This is a genomic window from Methylocystis sp. H4A (assembly GCF_015709545.1).
GTDB lineage: Bacteria > Pseudomonadota > Alphaproteobacteria > Rhizobiales > Beijerinckiaceae > Methylocystis > Methylocystis silviterrae.
Map to the genome: position 1 here is coordinate 48888 of NZ_JADNQY010000022.1, position 22077 is coordinate 70964.

Annotated in this window: 25 protein-coding genes; 17 read left to right on the forward strand and 8 right to left on the reverse strand. The window is 63.4% G+C overall.

All coding sequences use genetic code 11. From position 1 onward, the window contains the following. Positions 1 to 6 precede the first annotated feature (6 nt). From dnaQ to IYW40_RS08155, 3 genes are read right to left on the reverse strand one after another with little or no spacing between them, the layout of a single operon-like run. Positions 7 to 723, reverse strand: a complete 717-nt coding sequence (dnaQ, locus tag IYW40_RS08145; protein ID WP_196400190.1) for a DNA polymerase III subunit epsilon — start codon at positions 721 to 723, stop codon at positions 7 to 9. Positions 724 to 726: 3 nt separating this feature from the next. Further along, positions 727 to 1317, reverse strand: coding sequence for a dephospho-CoA kinase (gene coaE / locus IYW40_RS08150; RefSeq protein ID WP_196400331.1), 591 nt, complete (start codon positions 1315 to 1317; stop codon positions 727 to 729). A gap of 11 nt (positions 1318 to 1328) precedes the next feature. Further along, positions 1329 to 1955 (reverse strand): Maf family protein, encoded by a 627-nt coding sequence (locus IYW40_RS08155; protein ID WP_348644256.1) that lies wholly within the window; start codon positions 1953 to 1955, stop codon positions 1329 to 1331. A gap of 395 nt (positions 1956 to 2350) precedes the next feature. Between IYW40_RS08155 and hemE the strand changes: the two genes are divergently transcribed. The 3 genes from hemE to rho all read left to right on the forward strand — a co-directional run bounded on the left by hemE (position 2351) and on the right by rho (position 5412). After that, positions 2351 to 3382 carry a uroporphyrinogen decarboxylase gene (gene hemE, locus IYW40_RS08160; protein ID WP_196400192.1) on the forward strand — a complete coding sequence of 344 codons (1032 nt, stop codon included), beginning with the start codon at positions 2351 to 2353 and terminating at the stop codon, positions 3380 to 3382. A gap of 2 nt (positions 3383 to 3384) precedes the next feature. Beyond that, positions 3385 to 3804 carry a protoporphyrinogen oxidase HemJ gene (hemJ, locus tag IYW40_RS08165; protein ID WP_196400193.1) on the forward strand — a complete coding sequence of 140 codons (420 nt, stop codon included), beginning with the start codon at positions 3385 to 3387 and terminating at the stop codon, positions 3802 to 3804. Between the two features lie 342 nt (positions 3805 to 4146). Continuing rightward, positions 4147 to 5412 (forward strand): transcription termination factor Rho, encoded by a 1266-nt coding sequence (gene rho / locus IYW40_RS08170; protein ID WP_018406432.1) that lies wholly within the window; start codon positions 4147 to 4149, stop codon positions 5410 to 5412. Positions 5413 to 5435: 23 nt separating this feature from the next. Here the strand turns inward: rho and IYW40_RS08175 are convergent, their stop codons facing one another. After that, entirely contained in the window at positions 5436 to 5894 is a 459-nt protein-coding gene (locus tag IYW40_RS08175; protein ID WP_246720719.1) for a GNAT family N-acetyltransferase, read from the reverse strand. Positions 5895 to 6034: 140 nt separating this feature from the next. Here IYW40_RS08175 and IYW40_RS08180 point away from each other — a divergent pair, with 140 nt between their 5' ends. The 6 genes from IYW40_RS08180 to IYW40_RS08205 are packed head-to-tail and all read left to right on the forward strand — an operon-like array spanning position 6035 to position 11807. Next, positions 6035 to 6238, forward strand: a complete 204-nt coding sequence (locus IYW40_RS08180; protein ID WP_175093803.1) for a hypothetical protein — start codon at positions 6035 to 6037, stop codon at positions 6236 to 6238. Further along, positions 6235 to 7533, forward strand: coding sequence for a tRNA uridine-5-carboxymethylaminomethyl(34) synthesis GTPase MnmE (gene mnmE / locus IYW40_RS08185; protein ID WP_196400195.1), 1299 nt, complete (start codon positions 6235 to 6237; stop codon positions 7531 to 7533). The genes IYW40_RS08180 and mnmE overlap by 4 nt, the downstream gene beginning before the upstream one ends. Positions 7534 to 7572: 39 nt before the next feature. Continuing rightward, positions 7573 to 9414 (forward strand): tRNA uridine-5-carboxymethylaminomethyl(34) synthesis enzyme MnmG, encoded by a 1842-nt coding sequence (mnmG, locus tag IYW40_RS08190; RefSeq protein ID WP_246720720.1) that lies wholly within the window; start codon positions 7573 to 7575, stop codon positions 9412 to 9414. Further along, entirely contained in the window at positions 9411 to 10049 is a 639-nt protein-coding gene (locus tag IYW40_RS08195) for a 16S rRNA (guanine(527)-N(7))-methyltransferase RsmG (protein ID WP_196400197.1), read from the forward strand. Before mnmG ends, IYW40_RS08195 begins: the two co-directional genes overlap by 4 nt. Beyond that, complete coding sequence (locus IYW40_RS08200) at positions 10046 to 10858, forward strand: ParA family protein (protein WP_196400198.1); 813 nt, start codon at positions 10046 to 10048, stop codon at positions 10856 to 10858. The genes IYW40_RS08195 and IYW40_RS08200 overlap by 4 nt, the downstream gene beginning before the upstream one ends. 55 nt (positions 10859 to 10913) lie before the next feature. Beyond that, on the forward strand, positions 10914 to 11807 hold the full coding sequence (locus tag IYW40_RS08205) for a ParB/RepB/Spo0J family partition protein (RefSeq protein WP_196400199.1): 894 nt from the start codon (positions 10914 to 10916) through the stop codon (positions 11805 to 11807). 171 nt (positions 11808 to 11978) lie between these two features. Here IYW40_RS08205 and IYW40_RS08210 read toward each other — a convergent pair whose 3' ends face one another. Next, positions 11979 to 13679 (reverse strand): OmpW family outer membrane protein, encoded by a 1701-nt coding sequence (locus tag IYW40_RS08210; protein WP_196400200.1) that lies wholly within the window; start codon positions 13677 to 13679, stop codon positions 11979 to 11981. A 346-nt stretch (positions 13680 to 14025) separates the two neighbouring features. Between IYW40_RS08210 and purL the strand changes: the two genes are divergently transcribed. The 8 genes from purL (at position 14026) to IYW40_RS08250 (ending at position 20036) form a co-directional block, all read left to right on the forward strand. After that, a complete protein-coding gene (purL, locus tag IYW40_RS08215; protein ID WP_196400201.1) occupies positions 14026 to 16272 on the forward strand; it encodes a phosphoribosylformylglycinamidine synthase subunit PurL in 2247 nt (748 codons plus the stop codon). Position 16273: 1 nt separating this feature from the next. Beyond that, positions 16274 to 16513, forward strand: coding sequence for a BolA/IbaG family iron-sulfur metabolism protein (locus IYW40_RS08220; RefSeq protein WP_196400202.1), 240 nt, complete (start codon positions 16274 to 16276; stop codon positions 16511 to 16513). A 115-nt stretch (positions 16514 to 16628) separates the two neighbouring features. Next, a complete protein-coding gene (locus IYW40_RS08225; RefSeq protein WP_196400203.1) occupies positions 16629 to 16814 on the forward strand; it encodes a hypothetical protein in 186 nt (61 codons plus the stop codon). Positions 16815 to 16856: 42 nt separating this feature from the next. Beyond that, positions 16857 to 17090, forward strand: coding sequence for a hypothetical protein (locus IYW40_RS08230; RefSeq protein ID WP_196400204.1), 234 nt, complete (start codon positions 16857 to 16859; stop codon positions 17088 to 17090). 34 nt (positions 17091 to 17124) lie between these two features. After that, a complete protein-coding gene (gene grxD / locus IYW40_RS08235; RefSeq protein ID WP_175093792.1) occupies positions 17125 to 17472 on the forward strand; it encodes a Grx4 family monothiol glutaredoxin in 348 nt (115 codons plus the stop codon). 221 nt (positions 17473 to 17693) lie between these two features. Further along, positions 17694 to 17930: a hypothetical protein gene (locus IYW40_RS08240; protein WP_196400205.1), complete on the forward strand. Its 237-nt coding sequence runs from the start codon at positions 17694 to 17696 to the stop codon at positions 17928 to 17930. Positions 17931 to 18074: 144 nt separating this feature from the next. Further along, entirely contained in the window at positions 18075 to 19076 is a 1002-nt protein-coding gene (gene pdxA, locus IYW40_RS08245; RefSeq protein ID WP_196400206.1) for a 4-hydroxythreonine-4-phosphate dehydrogenase PdxA, read from the forward strand. Beyond that, the gene (locus IYW40_RS08250; RefSeq protein WP_196400207.1) at positions 19077 to 20036 is read left to right on the forward strand and encodes a 16S rRNA (adenine(1518)-N(6)/adenine(1519)-N(6))-dimethyltransferase; all 960 of its coding nucleotides are present in this window, start codon (positions 19077 to 19079) and stop codon (positions 20034 to 20036) included. On the opposite strand, the gene IYW40_RS08255 is transcribed toward IYW40_RS08250, so the two are convergent. The 3 genes from IYW40_RS08255 to IYW40_RS08265 form a co-directional block, all read right to left on the reverse strand. Then, the gene (locus IYW40_RS08255; protein WP_196400208.1) at positions 20030 to 20389 is read right to left on the reverse strand and encodes a DUF488 domain-containing protein; all 360 of its coding nucleotides are present in this window, start codon (positions 20387 to 20389) and stop codon (positions 20030 to 20032) included. The two genes, IYW40_RS08250 and IYW40_RS08255, sit on opposite strands and share 7 nt — an antisense overlap. 31 nt (positions 20390 to 20420) lie before the next feature. Further along, entirely contained in the window at positions 20421 to 21062 is a 642-nt protein-coding gene (gene gmk, locus IYW40_RS08260) for a guanylate kinase (RefSeq protein ID WP_196400209.1), read from the reverse strand. A gap of 72 nt (positions 21063 to 21134) precedes the next feature. Next, positions 21135 to 22022 carry a YicC/YloC family endoribonuclease gene (locus IYW40_RS08265; RefSeq protein WP_196400210.1) on the reverse strand — a complete coding sequence of 296 codons (888 nt, stop codon included), beginning with the start codon at positions 22020 to 22022 and terminating at the stop codon, positions 21135 to 21137. Between the last annotated feature and the right edge of the window lie 55 nt (positions 22023 to 22077).

Sequence of the window (22077 nt, forward strand, 5' to 3'; positions counted from 1 at the left end):
AGCGCTCTAGCCAGCGACGCTCGGCGCCGCGTCTTCGTCGCTTGCGAGATAGCGATCCCAAATCGGCGCTTTGATCGTCGCGACGAAGGCAAGGTGGGCCGTCTCCTCGGCCGCGCTTAACCGCGGCGCCAGCGGCTCGGGGCGGCTGAGCAGCAGATCGTTCGACGCGGCGATGCGCACCGCGTGAACCGTCTGAAGCGACAGCGCCGACTGCCGCCCGCCGCAAAGCTCGGCGTAGACCTCGGCGAGAAGATTGGCGTCGAGCAGGGCGCCATGCTTCTCGCGCCGCGAGTGATCGATCGCGTAGCGCTGACACAAAGCGTCGAGAGAATTGGGGCCGCCAGGGTGGCGGCGGCGCGCCATGGCGAGCGTGTCGATGATGCGCGCGCCGCCGAGCGGCGGCAAATTCATGAGCGCGAATTCGGCGTTGAGAAAGCGCGTATCGAATTCGGCGTTGTGAATGACCAGCGGCGCATCCTCGATAAAGTCGAGAAATTCGGCGGCGATTTCCTTGAAGATCTTGTGCTGCGCCAGAAATTCGCGCGAGAGGCCATGCACCCGGAAGGCCTCGTCCGGCATGTCGCGCTGTGGATCGACGTAGCAGTGGAAATGCCTGCCTGTCGGGATGAGATTGGAAATCTCGACCGCGCCGATCTCGACCACGCGATGGCCGCTCGAGGGATCGAGCCCCGTCGTTTCAGTGTCGAGAACGATCTCCCGCATTTTTCACCCGAGCCGCGCTTCAAGCGCTTTCACGATGTTTCGCACCTCTTGGCGCGCTGCGTCCAGACCCCGGTCGGTATGGACCACGAAATCGGCGCGGGCGCGCTTTTCTGAATCAGGCGTCTGCTTCGACAGAATGGACGCGAATTTCTCAACCGTCATGCCTTCCCGGGCAAGAACGCGCGCTTTTTGCACATCTTCCGGCGCGGTGACGACGACAATGACGTCGAAATCCTTTTCGGCGCCTGTTTCGAACAACAGCGGGATGTCGAAGACGACGATGTGGTCGCCCTGATGTCGACGTTCTTCGATCAGAGCGTCGCGCGCCGCCCACACCATCGGATGCACGATCGCTTCCAGGCGCTTGAGCGCCGCGGGATCGTCAAGCACGCGGGCGGCGAGCCGACGACGGTCGACGACGCCATTGACGACGACGCCGGGAAACGCACGCTCAATCTCGGCCGCCGCCGGTCCTTTATAGAGATCATGCACGAGCTGATCGGAATCGAGAACCGCAACGCCTTCGGCGCGAAACATGTCGGCCGTCGTCGACTTGCCCATGCCGATCGACCCGGTCAGCCCCACGCGCAGCATCTTTGGCTGTCTCATGAGAGGAGCGCCCCCTGGCGCCGAAGCGCCTCGAGGAGCTCCAGCAGCGGAAGCCCCATGATGGTCCAGTAATCGCCTTCGACCTTCGAGAAAAGTTGCGCGCCCAGGCCTTCGATCTGATAGGCGCCGGCCGACGTCAGCGCATTCTCTCCGATCGCCGCCAGATAAGCGGCGATGAAGTCTTCGCTCAGCGCGCGCATAGTGAGGTCGGCAATGCCGACCGTCGCAAAGACCACGGCGCCGTCGCGCGCGAGAGCGATCGCCGAATGCAGGCGGTGCCGGCGGCCGGAGAGGAACCGCAGAAGCGCTTCGGCTTCCCGCATATCCGCTGGCTTTCCGAATATCCTGCCTTCGCAGCTTGCGACCTGATCGGCGCCGAGCACGAGCCGGCCTTCAGCGGAAATGGCGAGCGCCTTGGCGCGCGCCAGCGCTGAAGCGATCGCGTCGGCGTCGGCGCCGTCAAGCCGCGATTCGATCGCCCGTTCGTCGACATCCGCGGGAATTATCTCGAAAGGGACGCCCGAATGCAGCAGCGCCTGCCGCCGGCCGGCGCTCTTGGAGGCGAGAATCAGCGGCGCCGATTCGCGCCAGAAGGTCGATGTTGACTTGCCGGTCATGTCCACAGCCCTCCCGCGTAAGCCGAAGAGCGGGGATAAAGCGCGGTCAAAAAATGCTCCGCTTCGGTTAGCGGGCATAGAGTCCCCAAACGCTCAACAGGAGAAGCCCTGTCGAACGGATTCCCGCCGACGCCGGTACAGAAGGGATTCACAGGCCATCCACAATCGCTTGCGCCGAGAACGACCGATACATCCATGATTCCATTCGCTGTCTGAATTTTTCCCGCTACGGCCCCCACGACCGGGTCTTCGCAGCTCGCCTGTGGGCGACTGGTTAATGAAAATTAACTTTTGTCCGCTACGCGATACAACTGAAGAATCAATTCTTATTAAAATGAATTTTGTTTTAATGGCGTTTCGCGCTACCCCGCTTGTCGAGGACGACAGACGGAGCGAACGCGATGGCGGACGAGAAGGCGCTTCTTTCGGTTCTGCGCAGAGAAGCGCGAAGCGTTCCGCCGCTGTGGCTGATGCGGCAGGCGGGCCGCTATCTTCCCGAATATCGCGACGTTCGGGCGACGACGAAGAGCTTCCTCGATTTTTGCTATTCGCCGCAGAAGGCGGCCGACGTGACGCTGCAGCCGATCCGTCGCTTCCACTTCGACGCCGCGATTCTGTTCTCCGACATTCTTGTGGTGCCCGACGCCATGGGCCAACGGGTTTCCTTCGAGAGCGGCTCGGGTCCGCGGTTGGAGCCGATTGAAACGCCGGAGCAGGCGCAGCGGCTCGGTCAGTTTAAGATCGAGCATCTTTCGCCGGTGTTCGAGACGATCGATCTTGTGAAAACGGCGCTGCCTTCGGACGTCGCGTTCATCGGCTTTTGCGGGGCGCCGTTCACGGTGGTGAGCTATATGATCGCCGGGCAGGGCACGCCCGATCAGGCGCCGGCGCGTCTGTTCGCCTATCGTTATCCCGACGCTTTCGCGCAGCTGATCGATCGCGTCGTTGAGGCGTCGATCGACTATCTTGCGCGCCAGATCGAGGCCGGCGTCGAGGTCGTGCAGATCTTCGACAGCTGGGCGGGCGTCTTGCCGGCAAATGAATTTCAGCGCTGGTCGGCGGAGCCGGTGCGGCGGATCGTTGAAGGCGTCAAGGCGCGCCATTCGCAAACGCCGGTGATCGCCTTCATACGCGGCGCTGACGCGCATCTGCCCAAGCTCACGCAGACGATCGGCGCGGATGCTTACGGCATCGATACGGCGCTCGATCCCGCATGGGCCGTCGCGCAAACCGAATCGAACGTGCCGCTGCAAGGCAATCTCGATCCTCTCGTGCTTGTCGCCGGCGGAGAAGCGCTCGACCGCGAAATCGATTCAATTCTCGCCGCCTTCGAAGGCCGTCCGCATATCTTCAATCTGGGTCACGGCATCTTGCAACAGACGCCGATCGAAAACGTCGAGCGGCTTGTCGCGCGCGTGCGACGGGGAGCCTGACGATGTACGTCTGGATCAAGGCGCTGCATGTGATCGCCATCATCTCGTGGATGGCGGGGCTTCTCTATCTGCCGCGTCTTTTCGTCTACCACGCCAGCGCGGGCGAGGGGACGCTTTCTGAGACGTTCAAGATCATGGAGCGGCGTCTCTATCGCTACATCATGACGCCGGCGATGCTCGTCGCCTGGATGAGCGGCATCTATCTGGCCATTGAGGGCGGCGCTCTCTCGTCAGGATGGTTTCATGCGAAAGCGACGCTCGTCGTGCTGCTGACCGCCGCGCATATTCATGACGGCGCGCTGATGCGCCGTTTCGCGGCAAACGCCAATGTTCATTCGCCGCGCTACTATCGCATCTTCAATGAACTGCCGACCGTGCTGATGATTGGCGTCGTTATTCTGGTGATCGTCAAGCCGTTCTGACTCTCGGGGGCGATCTTCTCCCGGTCGGGCGCGATCGGCTTAGCGACGCCGTTCATCTTGCCTGTGCAGACAGCAGAGATGCGCACCGCGCGGATCGTAAAGTTTCGCCGGGGTTCGCCGGGGGCGGGGCCCTGTTTGGCGCGTTAGGGCCGCTTTAACGGAACTCTTGATTCATGTCTGGAAATTGTCTAAGTGACCTCTATCCCTCTGAGGCCCGTGTCTGCTTATAGCGGCATCGCCGGATTTTTGCCGGCGCTCCGGTAAGGCCGCCTCCCCCGCCCCACCGCTTCTCTCCGGCTCGTTTCCACCTGCGCGCCAGCTAATACCCAAGGTTCCTCCTGAATGCGGGAAATTAAACTTTCGGACTTGAAAGCCAAGTCCGCCGCCGAACTCCTCGCTTTTGCCGAAGAGCACGAAGTCGAGAACGCCTCGCTCCTGCGTAAGCAGGAGCTCCTCTTCGCGATTCTGAAGCAATTCGCCAGTCGCGACGTCGAAATCGTCGGCGTCGGCGTCGTCGAAGTGCTGCAGGACGGCTTTGGCTTCCTGCGGTCGCCCGACGCGAATTATCTCGCCGGTCCCGACGACATTTACGTCTCGCCCTCGCAGATCCGAAAATTCGGCCTGCGCACCGGCGACACGGTCGAGGGCATGATCCGGAGCCCCAAAGAGGGCGAACGCTATTTCGCGCTGTTAAAAGTCAACAGCATCAATTTCGAAGATCCCGAGAAGGTGCGCCACAAGGTGCCCTTCGACAATCTCACGCCGCTCTATCCGGACGAGCGCCTCAAGCTCGAGATCGAAGATCCGACCCGCAAGGATCTCTCGTCGCGCATCATCGATCTCGTCGCGCCGATCGGCAAAGGGCAGCGCGCGCTGGTCGTGGCGCCGCCGCGCACCGGCAAGACCGTACTCCTGCAGAATATCGCGCAGTCGATCACGACCAATCATCCCGAGTGCTATCTCATCGTGCTGCTCATCGACGAGCGGCCTGAGGAAGTCACCGACATGCAGCGTTCGGTGAAGGGCGAGGTCGTCTCTTCGACCTTCGACGAGCCGGCGGTGCGTCACGTGCAGGTCGCGGAAATGGTGATCGAGAAGGCGAAGCGTCTCGTCGAACACGGCCGCGACGTGGTGATCCTGCTCGATTCGATTACGCGGCTCGGGCGCGCCTACAACACCGTCGTGCCGTCGTCCGGCAAGGTGCTGACCGGCGGCGTCGACGCCAACGCGCTGCAGCGTCCCAAGCGCTTCTTCGGCGCGGCGCGCAATATCGAGGAAGGCGGGTCGCTGACGATCATCGCGACAGCCTTGATCGACACGGGTTCGCGCATGGACGAAGTCATCTTCGAAGAGTTCAAGGGCACCGGCAACAGCGAGATCATTCTCGACCGCAAGGTTTCCGACAAGCGGATTTTCCCGGCGCTGGACATCACCCGCTCCGGCACCCGCAAGGAAGAGCTGCTCGTCGCGCCCGACATCCTCAAGAAGATGTACGTGCTGCGTCGTATCCTCAATCCGATGGGCACGGTCGACGCGATCGAATTCCTGCTCGGAAAGCTGCGCGAGACGAAGAACAATCTGGGCTTCTTCGATTCGATGAATACGTAACGGCGATAAGCGTTCGAGCCGAATCATCGGCTCTCGTCTTGTCGCCTATTCTCATCAACGAAACGCAGCGCCATCAGCGTTTCGTCGAGATAATCGCCGTCGTCGTTTTTCGCTGAGCGCTCTTCAACGCCATAGGCGCGAAATCCCCATCGTTCGTAGAAACGCAGCGCGCGAAAATTCGTCGAGACGACGGTAAGCGTGACGATCTCGACGCTGCCGCGCGCCTCGTCGATCAGTCTTTTCATGATCGCGTCGGCGACGCCAGATCCGCGCTCAGCGGCCTTCACATACATGCCGTAGAGCAGCGCCTTGTGGCGCGTCTTCACGCCGTCGCTCCATGCGAGTCCGCCAACGCCAATCAATTGCGAGTCTTCTTCGTTGAATGCGCCGATGACAAAGTCGCGCTGAAGGCGGGCGGCGACCGACTCCGACGGGACATGGACTTCATCTTCGGGCGCGAAGCGAAAGGCTCGGGGCTCCAATGTAAAGCCCTCAAGTCGCAACGCTTGAAAGAGGTCCGCGTCCGCGCCGTTGAGCCGGCGACATATTGCTCGCGTTCGCATATGTCTTTGTGCCGGAGCGGCCTTGCGAATGCCAGCGGCGAAGGAAATAAGCGGCGCGCATGTTCAAGGATTTCGCCAATGTGTGGATGACGGTCGGCGTTGCGCGTGATCGGAAGCGCGACGCCGGCGTGTCCTGTGCGTTCATCGACCGGAGCCCGCCGTTTGTGCGCTGCAGCATTTTCGGTCTCGACCCCTTGAACGGGAGCAGGCGATCGGGAATTTACATAGCTGCGCCGGACTGCCGAGAGGCCGCCGGCCGATGACGGTGACCGACACGATCTTCGCGCTCGGAACGGGCGCCGGTCGCGCCGCGATCGCCGTCATCCGGATTTCGGGGCCGGGGGCCGGCGGCGCGCTCGCGGCGCTCGTCGGCAAGCTCCCCAAGCCGCGGCAGGCGAGTTTTGCGATTCTGCGTGATCCCCAGACCGGGGAAATGCTTGATCGGGGGCTCGCGCTGTTCTTTCCCGGTCCCGCGTCGTCAACGGGCGAAGATTACGGCGAGCTGCAGCTTCATGGCGGCCGCGCGGTCGTCGAGGGCGCGCTCGCCGCTTTGCATCGGCTCCCCGGCTTGCGGCCTGCCGAACCCGGCGAATTCGCGCGCCGCGGCTTCGCCAATGGCAAGCTCGATCTCTCTCAAGCGGAAGCGCTCGCCGATCTCATCGACGCGCAAACCGAGGCGCAGCGGCGGCAGGCTTTGCGGGTGGCGGGCGGCGCGTTGCGCCGGAAGGTCGAGGCCTGGCGGGCGGCGCTGGTGGAGTCGCTCGCGCTTGTTGAGGCCGAGCTCGATTTCAGCGACGAGGCGGACGTCGGCGCGTTTTCGCCGGCGCGGCTCAGCGCGCTGCTTTCGCCGCTTGCCGAGGACATGCGCGCGGCGCTGCAGCTCGCGCCAGCCTCGGAGCGCATGCGCGACGGCTTCCTTGTCATGATCCTGGGGCGGCCGAATGTCGGCAAGTCGACGCTGATCAACGCGCTGACGCGGCGCGATCTGGCGATCGTCTCGCCGATTCCCGGCACGACGAGGGATATGATCGAAGCCCATCTGGATATTGGCGGTTTGCCGGTGACATTGATCGACACGGCGGGTCTGCGCGAGGCGGCCGACGCGATCGAGCGGATCGGAGTCGATCGGACTCTCGCCCGGGTCGAAACCGCCGATCTGGCGCTGTGGCTCTCGGATTCTGCGGAAGCGCCGCCGGAACACGACGTCGAGACGATCCGCGTCGCGACCAAAACTGATCTGACGCCGGCGCTTGAAGGCGCGATAGGCGTCTGCGCCTTGAGCGGCGAGGGGCTCCAGACGCTGGTGGCGGCGATTGAAACGCGCGCCCGGGCGCGCCTAGGCGACGGCGCGACGTCGCTGATCGTGCGAGAACGGCATCGTCACGCTCTGGAGCAAGCCATTGAAAGCATTGACTCTATACTGGTTGGCGGCGAAGCGCTCGAGATTCAGGCCGAGGCGTTGCGCCGCGCCAGCCGTGCGCTCGGCCGGATTGTCGGCGCGGTTGACGTCGAGGAAATTCTCGACGCGGTTTTCTCGCGTTTCTGTATTGGCAAATGATATGTTTCACGTGAAACAGGCCAAGCGATGAATTCCGGGATGAAGCAATTCGACGTCATTGTGATCGGCGGCGGCCACGCCGGCTGCGAGTCTGCGGCGGCAGCGGCGCGTCTTGGCGCGCGCACCGCGCTCGTGACCCAGAACCGTGCGACAATCGGCGAAATGTCTTGCAATCCCGCAATTGGCGGGCTCGGCAAGGGCCAGCTGGTGCGGGAGATCGACGCGCTCGACGGGCTAATGGGGCGGGTCGCTGACGCCGCCGGCATCCAGTTCCGCGTCCTCAACCGCTCCAAGGGCCCAGCGGTGCGCGGTCCCCGCGCCCAGGCCGACCGCAAGCTCTATCGCGCAGCGATGCAGGCGGCGCTGAATGAGACGGAAAATCTGACGATCGTCGAGGCCGACGTCGAAGATCTGCTGATGGAGGGCGAAACTGTTCGTGGCGTCGTCACCGCCGAGGGCGAGATCAGGGCCGCGTCCGTCGTCGTCGCCACCGGCACATTTCTCGGCGGGGTGATCCATATCGGCGATGAGCGCACGCCCGCGGGTCGAATGGGGGACGCGCCGTCGAACGGGCTGAGCCGACGGTTGCGGGACGCCGGCTTTGCAGTCGCGCGGCTCAAGACCGGCACGCCGCCGCGGCTCGACGGGGGCTCCATCCGCTGGGACGCTCTCGAAGTCCAATGGGGCGACCCGACGCCGGAGCCCTTTTCCTATCTGACGACGGCGATCGCGAACCGTCAGATCGCCTGCGGCGTCACCCGCACGACGCCGGCCGCGCATCGGATCATTCTCGATGATCTGCATCGCTCGCCCATGCGCACAGGGGCCATCTCAGGCCCGGGACCGCGCTATTGTCCCTCGATCGAGGACAAGGTGACGCGTTTCGCCGACCGCGACGCCCATCAGATTTTCCTGGAGCCCGAAGGGCTCGACGACGACACCGTCTATCCGAACGGCGTCTCGACTTCGCTGCCGCTCACGACCCAGCAGGCCTTTATCAACGCTATTCCTGGGCTGGAGGACACCCGCATTCTGCGGCCGGGCTATGCGATCGAATATGACTATGTCGATCCGCGCGAACTTTCGGCGACACTCGAGACCAAGCGTTTTCGCGGTCTTTTCTTCGCCGGGCAGATCAATGGCACGACGGGATATGAGGAAGCCGCCGCGCAAGGGCTGCTCGCCGGGATCAATGCCGCGCGCTGCGCCGCCGGTGCTGCCGCAATCGTCTTCGACCGGGCGGAAGCCTATCTCGGGGTGATGGTCGATGATCTCGTCACCCGGGGGGTTAGCGAGCCCTATCGCATGTTCACCTCGCGCGCCGAATATCGGCTGTCGCTGCGCGCCGACAACGCCGACGAGCGCCTAACGCCGCGCGGGATCGAGATCGGCTGCGTCGGCGCTGATCGGGCGTCGCATCACTCAGCCCGCGCCGCCCGCCTCGAGGCTGCGCGCACCATGCTGCAGACAAGCGAATTGACCTCGGCCGCCGCGCGCCGGCACGGGCTGCCGGTCAATCAGGACGGGCTGCGCCGCAGCGCCTATGCGCTGCTGTCCTTTCCGGACATCACGCTGGAGCGCCTGGCGCCGATCTGGCCAGAGTTTAGCGGAATTGATTCCGATACTGCCGAGCGGCTCGAGACCGAGGCGCGCTACGCGGTCTATCTCGACCGCCAGCAGGCCGATATCGACGCGTATCGACGCGACGAGCGCCTGGCGCTGCCGGATGGGCTGGATTATGCGGCGATCGCCGGACTCTCGGCGGAATTGCGCGGAAAATTGAGCTATCTGCGGCCGCGCACGATCGGCCAGGCGCAGCGGATCGACGGCATGACGCCTTCGGCGTTGACGCTGCTGGCGGCGCGGGCGCGGCGGGCGTGAGAGACAGATCTTGCCGGGAAGAGGCGCTCGGTCTTTTCCCGGAACTCAAACCGATTCAAGCGGAGCTTGAGATCTATGAGTCCCTGCTGCGTCGCTGGCAGGCGAAGATCAATCTGGTCTCCTCGGCGACCCTCGACGAAATTTGGCTGCGGCACTTCGCCGATTCGGCGCAGGTTCACGCTGTCGCGCCTCACGTCCGATGTTGGGCGGATCTGGGGTCTGGCGCGGGCTTTCCCGGGCTGGTGACGGCGCTCTTATTGAAATCGACGCCGAATGTCGTCGTGCATCTGATTGAAAGCGACCAGCGCAAAGCTGGATTCCTCCGTGCTGTTTCACGTGAAACAGGAGCGCCAACGGTCATTCATGCCGAGCGGATAGAAAGCGTTCTGCCGAATCTTACCGCCGAAGTCGGCGGCGTCAGCGCCCGCGCCCTCGCGCCGCTCTCTCGCCTCGTGCAGCTCGCCGAGGCGCCGCTACAAAAAGGCGCTGTTGGCGTGTTTTTAAAGGGGGAAGAGTGGCGAGACGAATTGACCGCGGTCGAGGCGCTCGGTAGCTTGAGCTGCGAATCGGCGGACAGCCGCACCCGCAAGGGCGCGCGAGTCGTCGTCGTCAAGCACAAGGTTTCCCCATCGTGACCGCTTCCTCTTCGCCGCGCATTTTTGTGCTGGCCAATCAAAAGGGCGGCGTGGGCAAGACGACCACCGCCATCAATCTCGGCACGGCGCTGGCGGCGGTCGGCGAGGAAGTTCTCGTCATCGACCTCGATCCGCAGGGCAATGCGTCGACCGGCCTTGGCGTCGACCGTCACCAACGAACGATTTCCACCTATGACGTGCTGCTCGGCGAATCGAGCCTCGCCGACGCGATCATCGCCACGGCGGTGCCGCGGCTCTCGATCGCGCCGTCGACTCTGGATTTGCTTGGCGTCGAGCTCGAAATCGCCAATGACAAGGATCGCGCCTATAGGTTGAAGCGCGCCTTCGCCGAGCTGGCGGCCGATCACGATGATGAGCGGCGCTTCAGCTATATTCTGATCGACTGTCCGCCGTCACTAAATCTCTTGACAATCAATGCGTTAGCTAGCAGCGACGCCGTCGTCGTGCCGCTACAGTGCGAATTCTTCGCGCTGGAAGGCCTCTCCCAGCTGCTCTCGACTGTCGAACAGGTTCGGCAGACTCTCAACCATAAGTTGTCCATCCATGGCGTCGTTCTGACGATGTATGACCCCCGCAACAACCTCGCCAATCAGGTCGTCGCCGACGTGCGTCGTTTCATGGGCGAGAAGGTCTATCAGACGATGATTCCGCGCAACGTCAGGGTCTCGGAGGCGCCTTCACATGGCAAGCCGGTGCTGCTCTATGACCTCAAATGCGCGGGCAGTCAGGCCTATCTGAAGCTCGCCTCGGAGGTGATCCAGCGCGAGAAGCGGTTGCGCGCGGCCTAAGAGCCAAGCACCCCAAAAGCCAAGCGGCCCAAGAGCCTAGAAGGAGCCTTTCAAGATGGCGGATGAATCGCGGCGCCGGCTGGGCCGGGGATTGGCGGCGCTTCTCGGCGACGCCGCCGCTGACGCCGCCCCGGCCGAGCGGCCGCGCGGGCCACGAAAGGCGCCGATCGAATTTTTGCGCCCGAACCCGCGCAATCCGCGCATTTCTTTTCGCGAAGAGGATCTGGCCGAACTGACCGCATCGATTCGCGAGAAGGGCGTGATCCAGCCCATCATCGTGCGCGTCATCGTCGGCGTCGCCGACGCCTATGAAATCATCGCGGGCGAGCGGCGCTGGCGCGCGGCGCAGATGGCGGGGCTCTCGGACGTGCCGGTCGTCATTCACGAGGCGAACGACAAGGAAGCGCTCGAACTCGCGATCATCGAGAATGTGCAGCGCGCCGACCTCAACGCCGTTGAGGAGGCGAAGGGCTATGAGCGGCTCGGCGCGGAGTTTGGATATTCCCACGGCGACATCGCGAAAATCATCGGCAAGAGCCGGTCTCACATCGCGAATACGATTCGCCTGCTCGCTTTGCCCGAGGACGCGAAAAGGCTGTTGGGCGAAGGCGCGATTTCGGCCGGTCACGCTCGCGCGCTCCTCGCCGTCGCCGATCCGGCGGCAGTGGCGCGCCGCATCGTCGAAAAGGGATTGACGGTTCGCGACGTCGAGCGATTGGCGAAGGACCACGCCGAGGAGGCTGGCCCGTCGGGACGTTCGCCGCGTTCCGCCAAGAATTCGGCCAAGAATTCCGCCAAGGACGCCGACGCGCGCGCGATCGAAAAGACCTTGAGCGACGCCCTCGGTATGCGTGTCGAGCTTCGCGCCGAGGATGAAAGGGGCGAGCTTCGGATTCGCTATGAATCATTGGAGCAGCTTGACTCGATTTGTGGGCTGCTGACCAAATAGATTTCCCTTGAGCACAACGTCGATGTCAAACTGCGTCCGGCGCCAGGGTCAGATAGAGGGCGAGCGCGCCACTCAGCGATACCCTGGCCAAAAAAACCCCCGGCGTGAGCCGGGGGTTTTTTGTAATCTGAAACCGACCCGCAAGGGCCGGTTTCTCCTTGACTGCTAATTTTAGAACAGCGGCGACAGGAGGCTGCCGCCGAAGCGATAGGTGAGGCCCGCCGAGATGACGATCGGATTGATCGGCAGCGACACCTTGACCGGAATGAAGATCGCACCCAGCGCAGGCACCGCCGGCGCGAAGGAGACCACCGTCGAGTGAACCATCGGGTGCAAGCCGACATATTTGAAGTCGAGGTTCACGCCCCAATGGTCGTTGAGCATATAGTCGAAGCCAGCCTGTCCAACCACGCCCCAGGAAGGAGCAACCGTGGCGTATTGGAAGGTGCTGAGAACTCCCTGGGCGCCCGCAAGCGGCGAGCCAGGGGCGAAGGGAATCGACCAAGTGTCGTTATTGACGCGCGTGTTCCAGAAGGTCGTGAAGTTCACGCCGACGCCGACGTAGGGTTGGAAAGCGCCGAAATTGGTGAAGTGATATTGCGCCATGATGGACGGCGGGAACACCCAGGTGCGAGCGAAGTCGCTGGCGATCGTGCCGGTGCCCTGAATGTGAGCCGGCGCAATGCAGCAAATCGCTTCAATCGCCCAGTTCTTGGTGAGGTAATAGGCCACGTCGATCATCGGGATGATGGCCGACGAAGTGTTGGTGCTCGCGCCGGCAATGACGCCATTCGCGCCGGTCAGGCCCGTGCCCACGCCGATGGAGCCCAAGAGAGGGTGTCCGGCGCCCGAGTCGTAAACCGTGCCATGGCCGTTGAGCGGAATGACGCCGCCAATCTTCAGGCGCACCTGAAACGGCTGGTAGCTGTCGACGAAGGCCGGCGGGGGTCCCTTGACGGACGGAAGAGCGCCGCCCGCGCTCGAAGGCGCCGCGACCGCGAAGGGATCGAAGTGCCAGTTCAGGCCCGCGCGAACCGTATGAAAGCGGGTCGGCGAACTCTGCGTCGCGGCGAAGATCGGAACCCCGGCGGCCAAGCCAGGCAGAGCATTGAGCGGCACGGAATTCGCATTCGTCGAGCCGAGATCGACATAAAGATATTCGGCCTTGAGCGACCACGCCGGGAACATGGAAGGCGACCATTCGAGGCCGCCGCCTGCCGCCCAGCCGACTTTGGTGTTGTCGTAATAGCCGTGGCCGACGGAGCTTATTCCCTGAGTGAGGAAATTATCGGCGAAGCCGGCATTGTGGACGACCTGGCCATAGGCGAAGCCGCCCGTGCCGTAAACCATCAGATTGGGCATGGACGGCAGCGTGAAGCCGACCCGGCCGCGCACCGTGCCGAACCAATCGACCTTCTTCGTCGAATTGACCGACTGCACATGGGGTCCTAGGCCATCGACGATTCCCACCACCGCGTTGCCGTGGGACCCGATATCGGCGGCCTGGATGTCCGCCTCGGCGCCAAGGACGAGCCACGGGTTGAACTGATAATTGTAGCCGAGCTGTCCGCCGCCCACGACGCCTTGCAGATTTTGTCCGGTGGTCCAGGCCGAGCCGAGCGGCGCTACCGGTCCGCCAAACGTTTGCCCGATTGGCGTGACGCCGCTCAGGTAGCCCAGGCCGCCGGTTTCCGAGGAGCTGGCCCCGAAGGCGTAACCGATGTTGACGCCCCCGTAGAGACCCGTCCAGGTGAACACCGGCGGAAGCGGCGGCGGCGGAGCCTTATAGCTGGGCAGGTCGGCGGCCTGGGCGGCGACGCCCACGCTCCCGACCACAAGAGCGGCTAGCGTGCCGCGAACAAAATTCTTCATCGGAACCCCCGGATTAAATCTGCGGTCGACGGTCGACGACGAAGGCGCCGAAGTCCCTTTCACGTTGCTATAAAATTTTTGTAATGCAACTAAGTCTGATGCAAAATTAGGCTGTGGCATGCTCATTCTTGGCCGCTGTGGCTCTCGGGCAACATTCCCTAGCAATTAATGTGAGATAGCGACCATCGCTTTTGCTGCAACCGCTGCCGTGCACAGCATCTTAGATGCGACTTTAGGCATATGCGCGGCTTGCCGCGCCAGACGGCGCGCAGTAATCCTTGCGCTGCCGCAGCGCGGCGAAGACCTTCGAAGCGCGGCCGAGATTTTCACGTCAATGCGAGGTTAAGTGAGCGCGACCGAACCCGCCGTTACGCCGGAGCTCGCCGCCGCGCATGGCCTCAAGCCCGATGAATATGCGCGCATCCTGACTCTCATCGGCCGCACGCCGAGCTTCACCGAGCTCGGCATATTCTCGGCGATGTGGAACGAACACTGTTCCTACAAGTCGTCGCGCGTCCATCTGCGCAAGCTTCCGACCCAAGCCCCTTGGGTGATTCGCGGTCCGGGCGAGAACGCCGGCGTCATCGACATTGGCGATGGCGACGCCTGCGTCTTCAAGATGGAGAGCCACAACCACCCCTCCTTCATCGAACCCTATCAAGGCGCGGCGACGGGCGTCGGCGGCATTCTGCGCGACGTGTTCACGATGGGGGCGCGGCCGATCGCCTGCTTGAACCTCCTGCGTTTCGGCCGCCCTTCGCATCCGAAAACGCGGCGGCTGGTGGCGGGCGTCGTCGCCGGCGTTGGCGGCTACGGCAATAGTTTCGGCGTGCCCACCGTTGGCGGCTCGACGGAATTCGATCCCTCCTACGACGGCAATATTCTCGTCAACGCCATGGCGGTCGGGCTTGCGCGGGCCGACTCGATTTTCTATTCGGCCGCCGCCGGCGTCGGAAATCCGATCGTTTACCTTGGCTCCAAGACCGGCCGCGACGGCATCCATGGCGCCACCATGGCCTCGGCGTCCTTCGAGGAGGACGCCGAGGAAAAGCGCCCCACCGTGCAGGTCGGCGATCCTTTTTCGGAAAAGCTGCTGTTAGAGGCCTGCCTGGAGCTCATGGCGTCGGGCGCGGTCATCGCCATCCAGGACATGGGCGCCGCCGGACTGACATCTTCGGCGGTCGAGATGGGCGCCAAAGGCAATCTCGGCATCGAGCTCGACCTCGACGCCGTTCCCTGCCGCGAAGAGGGCATGACCGCCTATGAAATGATGCTCTCGGAGAGCCAGGAGCGCATGCTCATGGTTCTCAAGCCCGAACTCGAAGAGCAGGCTGAGGCGATCTTCAAAAAATGGGGGCTCGACTTCGCGATCATCGGCAGGACGACCGATACGCTGCGCTTCGTCGTCAAGCACAGGGGCGAGGTGAAGGTCGATCTGCCGATCAAGGAATTGGGCGACGAGGCGCCGCTCTATGACCGTCCCTGGACGCAGACGCCGAAACAGCCGGCGCTTGACGCGGCGTCGATCAAATCGCCCCTGTCGAACCGCGAAGCGCTGCTGAAACTCCTGGCGACGCCAAATCTCTGCTCGAAGCGCTGGGTCTGGGAGCAATACGATCACCTCATACTCGGCAATAGCGTACGGCCGCCCGGCGGCGACGCCGCCGTGGTCCGGCTGAAGGAGGGACCGAAAGGCCTGGCGCTGACCACCGACGTCACCGCGCGCTATTGCGCCGCCGATCCTTACGAGGGCGGCAAGCAGGCGGTCGCTGAAAGCTGGCGCAATATCACCGTGCGCGGCGCGACGCCGCTGGCGCTCACCGACAATCTGAATTTCGGCAATCCGGAGCGGCCCGAATATATGGGCCAGTTCGTCGGATGCCTTCAGGGGATCGGCGAAGCCGCCCGCACGCTGGATTTCCCCATCGTTTCGGGAAACGTCTCGCTCTACAATGAAACCCAGGGCGCCGGCATTTTGCCCACCCCGGCGATCGGCGGCGTCGGACTGATCGCCGACGTCGCCAAGGCGGCGCAAACCGGCTTTGCGAGAGACGGCGACGCGATCCTGCTCATCGGCGAGACGAAAGGCTGGCTCGGCCAGTCAGCCTATGCGCACGATCTATGCGGGCGCACGGACGGCGCGCCGCCGCCGGTCGATCTCGCCGCCGAGCGCCGCAACGGCGACTTCGTTCGGGGGCTGATACTTTCCGGGCGCGCCAGCGCGGCGCATGATCTCTCGGACGGCGGCCTCGCCGTGGCGCTGGCGGAAATGGCGCTCTCCGGCGACATGGGAGCCGAAATCGCGGAGCTCCCAACGGGTCCTGGACACGCGACGCTGTTTGGAGAAGACCAGGCCCGCTATCTCGTCACCATTCCACAGGGCGAGGACGCCGCCGAGGTGGTCCGAGAGGGCGCGGCGGCGGGCGTGCCCATTCTGGCGATCGGCCGCGCCGGGGGCGGCGCCTTGATCCTGCCCGGCGAGGCGCCGATATTGCTGACCGAGCTGCGCAAGGCGCATGAAGCCCCGCTGCCGGCCTTCATGGCCGGAGATGACAACGCGCTTTCGTGCGCTTTCCCGACACAGGTGTCATAAAATGCCCATGCCCTCCGCTGAAATCGAGCGTCTCATCAAGTCCGCCATACCCGACGCGCAGGTGGAGCTGACCGCGCTCGTCAACGATGACGATCATTGGGCGGCGACGGTCGTCTCCGAAAGTTTCCGCGGTCTCACCCGCGTCAAGCAGCATCAACTGGTCAACGCCGCGTTCGGCGACCGGCTCGGCGGCGAATTGCATGCGTTGCAGCTGACGACGCGGGCGCCGGAAAGCGTTTAGCCCCGTTGAAGCGGACTGCGCGTGACATATCTGTGACACGTAGCCTTCGCTCAGCTGGGGAGCTCTCAAAATGATAAAACGCGTGTTGTTGGCGGCAGTTTTGGGAACATCCGCCTTGAGTCAGTCCGCGCTTGCGGATCACAAGCGTCATGTGTCGCCGGACCGCCATCCGAGCCACGCCGCTTGTGAGCGCAGCGGATGGAATCATCGCTCCTGCGCCCATCTCGGCCACTACGGAGACAGCACTCACTACTACTATCACCATGATCGGCGCCGGCATCACGGAATGGCGCTGGACTGATCCGCTTGGGGCGAAGGCGCGCTCAAGAGTCGGAGATAGGTCATGAGGAAGACATTGACGGTAGCGCTTCTCGCCCTTGTTTGCGCGCTCTCAAGTGGCAACGCTTTTGCACAGCGTTGGCGCGGGCCTTGCTGCGCGCCGGCCGCGCCGGCGTGGGTGCAGTATCAGCAATGGGCCAACGGCTATTTTCTGGGCTGCAATTATTTGCGGCAGCTGTACAAATACGGCGATGACGTCGACGCAAGGCGCGCCTGTCAGGGGATGATGTTCGACTGACGGCCGCGCCGACCAGGCCCTGCGAGGAGACAAAGTGAGCACTGCAGACACAAACACGCGCATCAAGAACGAGATCGAATCCTCCGACGTCGTGCTCTTCATGAAGGGCACGCCGCAGGCGCCGCAGTGCGGCTTCTCCATGCAGGTGGTTCAGATCCTCAACCACCTCGGCGTGCCTTATAAGGCAATCAACGTGCTCGCCGATGGAGCGATACGCGACGGCATCAAGGCCTATTCCAACTGGCCGACGATTCCGCAGCTTTACGTGAAGAACGAATTCATCGGCGGCTGCGACATCGCCAAGGAAATGTTCCAGAGCGGCGAGCTCGTCGCGCTGCTCGACAAGGAAGGCGTGCCGCGCGCTCAGGCCAGCAAGGCCTAGCGCGCGTCGCAACACATCTCGGTCGAATACGTCTTTAGAATAATCCGGCGCGCTGGTGGCATGCACGCGCCGGATTTTTTGCGCGTGCGTGGACCTATGAGAATTTCGGGCGGCGCCCCTACCACGGTTTTATGACAGTGATATTACAGTAAGGGTCGAGTATCCGAGCGTCCGGATTTCCGGCGCCTCAGGCGGATGAGCTTCGACGAAGGAGCGCTCCCATGAAACGCATGCTTACGGTTGTCGCGCTGGCGGCTTTCATTGCGCCCGCATCAATCGCGTCGGCCGTCGCCCAAGACAATTATGGCTCCGCTCGCGCTCGTCGCTCTGCCCATCCCAGCCACCCAGCGATCGCGGATCAAAACCCTGCGCAGGGGCCCGCCGCCACTCCGCGCCGCGAGACCTATGCTTGGCCGGATCAGCGTTACTATGGCGTACATGGCATGATGTACGACTGAGCAGTCGGATCAGCGCGTCCTGACGCCGCCAGGACGCGATTTGCGCTGGAACGGATTTGATTTCCTGACTGCATTGCGCCAATTTCGCGCAATGTCTTCTTGTGGCCAATTTGACCTTCGCGCTTCGCTGCGTTTCGCGGCGAGATGAACGCCGTAGCGCCCATCGCCCTCACTCAAGGCGACCCTTCAGGCATCGGGCCGGAGCTCGCGCTCATGGCCTATGTCTTGCGCGAATCACGCGATCTGCCACCGTTTTTTTTGCTCAGCCATCCCGCCTTTATCGCCCGCGTCGCGGCCACTCTCGCGCTCGAAATCCAGATTGAAAGCACAACGGCGGCGCAGGCCCGCGATGTCTTCTCCCGCGCGCTGCCTGTCGTCGATACGGGGCGTCATGTTGTCGCCGGCGCGCCAGGCAGACCCGATTCTCAAGACGCTCAATCAACGATTGGCTCGATCGAGAAGGCGGTGGAATGCGTCGCAAAGGGCGAAGCGCGCGCCGTCGTCACCAATCCGATCGCGAAATCGGTTCTCTATGAAGCCGGATTCAAACATCCCGGGCACACCGAGTTTTTGGCGGAGCTCGCGCATCGCCATTATGGCGGCGATTACCGCGCGGTGATGATGCTGTGGTCGGACGAACTCGCCGTCGTTCCGATCACGATTCACATTCCGCTCGCCGACGCCTCGAAAAACCTGACGCGCAAACTGATCGTCGAGACGGGAGAGATTGTGGCCCATGATCTGCGCGCGCGTTTTCACGTCAGTAAGCCGCGCCTGGCTTTCGCCGGCCTCAACCCTCATGCGGGCGAAGAGGGCGCGCTTGGCCGTGAGGAGATTGACACCATCGCGCCGGCGATCGCCGAATTGCGCGCGCGCGGCGTCAATGCGTCTGGACCTTTTCCCGCCGACACGATGTTCCACGAATCCGCTCGCGCGAAATATGACGTGGCGCTGTGTCCGACGCATGATCAGGCGCTGATTCCGATCAAGACGCTCGCCTTTGAGCGCGGCGTGAATGTCACGCTCGGCCTTCCTTTCGTGCGCACGTCGCCCGATCATGGAACGGCCTTCGACATCGCCGGCAAAGGAATCGCCGATCCGACAAGCCTGATCGAGGCGATCAAACTTGCAGGACGCATCAGTTAAGTGGTCGACGCGCTGCCGCCTTTGCGAGACGTCGTCGCCCGCTACGGACTCGACGCAAGAAAATCGCTTGGACAGAACTTTCTGTTCGATCTCAATCTCACCGCGCGCATCGCCCGCGCCGCCGGGCCGTTCGACGACACGACCATCGTCGAAATCGGTCCCGGTCCCGGCGGGCTGACGCGTGCGCTGCTCGAGCAAGGCGCGCGAGTCATCGCCGTCGAACGCGATCCTCGCTGTCTGCCGGCGCTCGAAGAGATCGCGGCGCATTATCCAGGCCGGCTGACGATCGTCGAAGGCGATGCTTTGGAGATAGACATTGCAGCGCTCGTGCGGACCCACGCGCCTGTCATTCCCGACGCTCGTGAAACGAGCGATCGGGAATCCAGGGCAAATTCCGATAACAACGCCGCTGCTCTGGATCCCCGATCAGACCTGCGGCCCGTTGGGAAGAACAGCCGTCGGTCCGCCCGCATCTGCGCCAACCTTCCGTATAACGTCGCGACGGCGCTGCTGACGAGGTGGATCGCAGCGGAACCCTGGCCCTCGGTCTTCGATCGCTATGTGCTGATGTTTCAAAAAGAGGTCGCATTGCGCATCGTCGCGACGCCGAAAGAGCGCGCCGATTATGGTCGGCTCGCCGTGCTGTGCGGCTGGCGCACAAAGGCGCGCATTCTTTTCGATGTGTCGCCCGCCGCCTTCACGCCGCCGCCGAAAGTGACCTCTTCCGTCATTGAGCTGACGCCAAATCCGAATCCGCTTCACTGCGATCCACGGACGTTGTCGCGCGTCACGCAAGCCGCCTTTGGACAGCGCCGAAAAATGTTGCGGCAAAGTTTGAAGTCGCTTGGCGTCGACGCGGCGGCGCTGCTCGAAGCGGCCGGAATAGGCGAAACCAAGCGGGCGGAAGAGATCGACGTCGCCGGCTTCGTCGCTCTGGCGAACGCGCTTTCGGCTCAGTGACGCTTGCGTAGATCGTCTCGCAGCACGACGGCGTTGTTCATCGATTCATCGTGCGCCGCATAGAGCAATGTGACGCGGCCCTTGCGCGTCAATGCGCGAAGCGACTCGACCTGCGGCTGCGTCTCGGGCGCGGCAAGCTCGGCGCGATAACGCTTTGCGAATTCTTCCCACCGATCAGGTCTATGGCCGAACCAGCGCCGCAGCGTATTGCTTGGCGCAACGTCCTTCGCCCAGAAGTCGATTTGCGCCTTGTCCTTGCGCAAGCCGCGCGGCCAAAGCCGATCGACGAGCACGCGGGTTCCGTCTTCCGCTTCGGCTTGCTCGTAAACGCGCTTGAGAGCAATAGGCGCCATGGTGACGAGATAGCGCGCGGCGCGCGAAGAGCTATTCGCTCAATAGCTTGGCGACGAATTGCTCGATTTCCTTGTCGCGCCTTGGCCGCCTCTGCCGTTCGGCGCGCAGGATCGCGATCAGATCGTCGAAGGCGCGCTGCAGATCGTCGTTGACGATCACATAGTCGTAGTCTTTCCAGCGCGCGATTTCCTTGCGCGCATTCTCCAGACGCCGCGCCATCGCGTCGCGCGAATCCTCTGCGCGCCGCTCAAGTCGGGCGCGCAGTTCATCCATCGACGGCGGCAGGATGAAGACGGTGACGGCGTCAGCGCCCATCTTCTCCCGCACCTGGCGCGTGCCCTGATAGTCGATGTCGAAGAGGCAGTCGCGGCCTTGCGCAAGGATGTCTTCGACCGGCCCGCGCGGCGTGCCGTAGAAATTGCCGTGAACCTCGGCCCATTCCAACAGTTCGCCGGCGTCGCGCATGGCGACGAATCGACGCTCGGGGATGAAGCTGTAGTGGATGCCGTCGACTTCGCTCGAACGTCTTGTGCGCGTCGTTACTGAAATCGACAGCGTCAGATCGAGATCGCGGTCCTGCAGCAGCATTCGCGTCAGCGTCGTCTTGCCCGCGCCGGAGGGCGAGGAAAGGATGAGGACAATGCCGCGGCGGCTGGATGGAGTCGGAAGCATGACTTTTCGAGAGGTAGTAGCCAATAGTGAGTAGCGAGTTAGCGAGTAGCGGCCTCTCTGTCCACTCGCGACTCACTCGATGTTCTGAACCTGCTCGCGCAGCTGCTCGACCTCGATCTTCAGTTCAAGCCCGATCGCCGAGAGTCCAGCGTCGTTCGATTTGGCGCAAAGCGTGTTGGTCTCTCGGCCAAGCTCCTGCGCCAGAAAATCCAGACGACGGCCGATCGGCCCACCCGCGACGAGCAGTTTGGAGGCGCTCTCGACATGCGCCTTCAGGCGGTCGAGCTCCTCGCGGATGTCGGCTCGAACCGCAAGCAGCGCCGCCTCCTGATGCAGTCGCGCCGGATCGAGGGACTCGGCGTTCTCCAAGAGGCGCGCGAGCTGCTGCTTCAGCCGCGCGCGAATCGCTTCGGGCTGGCGCGCCGGCGCCGCGTCGGCCTGCGCGGCGAGGATCGATATGCGGTCGAGCCGCTGACGAAGAACCGCCGCCAGAGCATCGCCCTCCGCGGCGCGCGAGGCGGTCAGCGCGTCAAGAGCTTCATCCAGCGATCCGAGAATATGCGCGTCGAGCTCGGCGCGCTCTGCCTCAGATAGCTCCGGCTCGACGATCTCGACCACGCCGCGCACCGCGAGCAGACCGTCGAGCGTCGCGGGTCCGACATGGGCGGGCGGCGGGCGTTCTGAGAGCGCGGCAAGAAGGGCGTCGAGAGCGGCGCGGTTGAGACGGGCGACCTGGCTCTCGTCTTCGCGCCTTGCGACAAGATTGGCGAAGACCGCCCCGCGGGCGAGCCGCGCCGCGATTTTTTCCCGCGCCTTGATCTCCACGAAGTCGAAATCGGGCGGGGCGCGCAGACGCAGGTCCAGCCCCTTGGCGTTGACGCTCTTGAGCTCCCACGCATAGCGAAAGGCGGCGACGGCGCCTTGAACGCGGGCGAATCCCGTCATGCTGTGAATGCTCATTTGCGGCGGCGACTCCGAGACGGCGAATCGGCGTGAGGCCGACGTGCGCCGCGCC

Excerpts from the sequence above, each read along its gene's own strand:
- mnmE (WP_196400195.1), top strand. The coding sequence starts at position 6,235 with ATGACGGTGACCGACACGATCTTCGCGCTCGGAACGGGCGCCGGTCGC.
- rho (WP_018406432.1), top strand. The coding sequence starts at position 4,147 with ATGCGGGAAATTAAACTTTCGGACTTGAAAGCCAAGTCCGCCGCCGAA.
- dnaQ (WP_196400190.1), bottom strand. The coding sequence starts at position 723 with ATGCGGGAGATCGTTCTCGACACTGAAACGACGGGGCTCGATCCCTCG.
- IYW40_RS08255 (WP_196400208.1), bottom strand. The coding sequence starts at position 20,389 with ATGGCGCCTATTGCTCTCAAGCGCGTTTACGAGCAAGCCGAAGCGGAA.
- hemE (WP_196400192.1), top strand. The coding sequence starts at position 2,351 with ATGGCGGACGAGAAGGCGCTTCTTTCGGTTCTGCGCAGAGAAGCGCGA.
- pdxA (WP_196400206.1), top strand. The coding sequence starts at position 18,075 with ATGAACGCCGTAGCGCCCATCGCCCTCACTCAAGGCGACCCTTCAGGC.
- gmk (WP_196400209.1), bottom strand. The coding sequence starts at position 21,062 with ATGCTTCCGACTCCATCCAGCCGCCGCGGCATTGTCCTCATCCTTTCC.
- hemJ (WP_196400193.1), top strand. The coding sequence starts at position 3,385 with ATGTACGTCTGGATCAAGGCGCTGCATGTGATCGCCATCATCTCGTGG.
- IYW40_RS08205 (WP_196400199.1), top strand. The coding sequence starts at position 10,914 with ATGGCGGATGAATCGCGGCGCCGGCTGGGCCGGGGATTGGCGGCGCTT.
- IYW40_RS08240 (WP_196400205.1), top strand. The coding sequence starts at position 17,694 with ATGAAACGCATGCTTACGGTTGTCGCGCTGGCGGCTTTCATTGCGCCC.
- IYW40_RS08230 (WP_196400204.1), top strand. The coding sequence starts at position 16,857 with ATGAGGAAGACATTGACGGTAGCGCTTCTCGCCCTTGTTTGCGCGCTC.
- IYW40_RS08220 (WP_196400202.1), top strand. The coding sequence starts at position 16,274 with ATGCCCATGCCCTCCGCTGAAATCGAGCGTCTCATCAAGTCCGCCATA.
- mnmG (WP_246720720.1), top strand. The coding sequence starts at position 7,573 with ATGAAGCAATTCGACGTCATTGTGATCGGCGGCGGCCACGCCGGCTGC.
- IYW40_RS08265 (WP_196400210.1), bottom strand. The coding sequence starts at position 22,022 with ATGAGCATTCACAGCATGACGGGATTCGCCCGCGTTCAAGGCGCCGTC.
- IYW40_RS08180 (WP_175093803.1), top strand. The coding sequence starts at position 6,035 with ATGTTCAAGGATTTCGCCAATGTGTGGATGACGGTCGGCGTTGCGCGT.
- coaE (WP_196400331.1), bottom strand. The coding sequence starts at position 1,317 with ATGCTGCGCGTGGGGCTGACCGGGTCGATCGGCATGGGCAAGTCGACG.
- IYW40_RS08210 (WP_196400200.1), bottom strand. The coding sequence starts at position 13,679 with ATGAAGAATTTTGTTCGCGGCACGCTAGCCGCTCTTGTGGTCGGGAGC.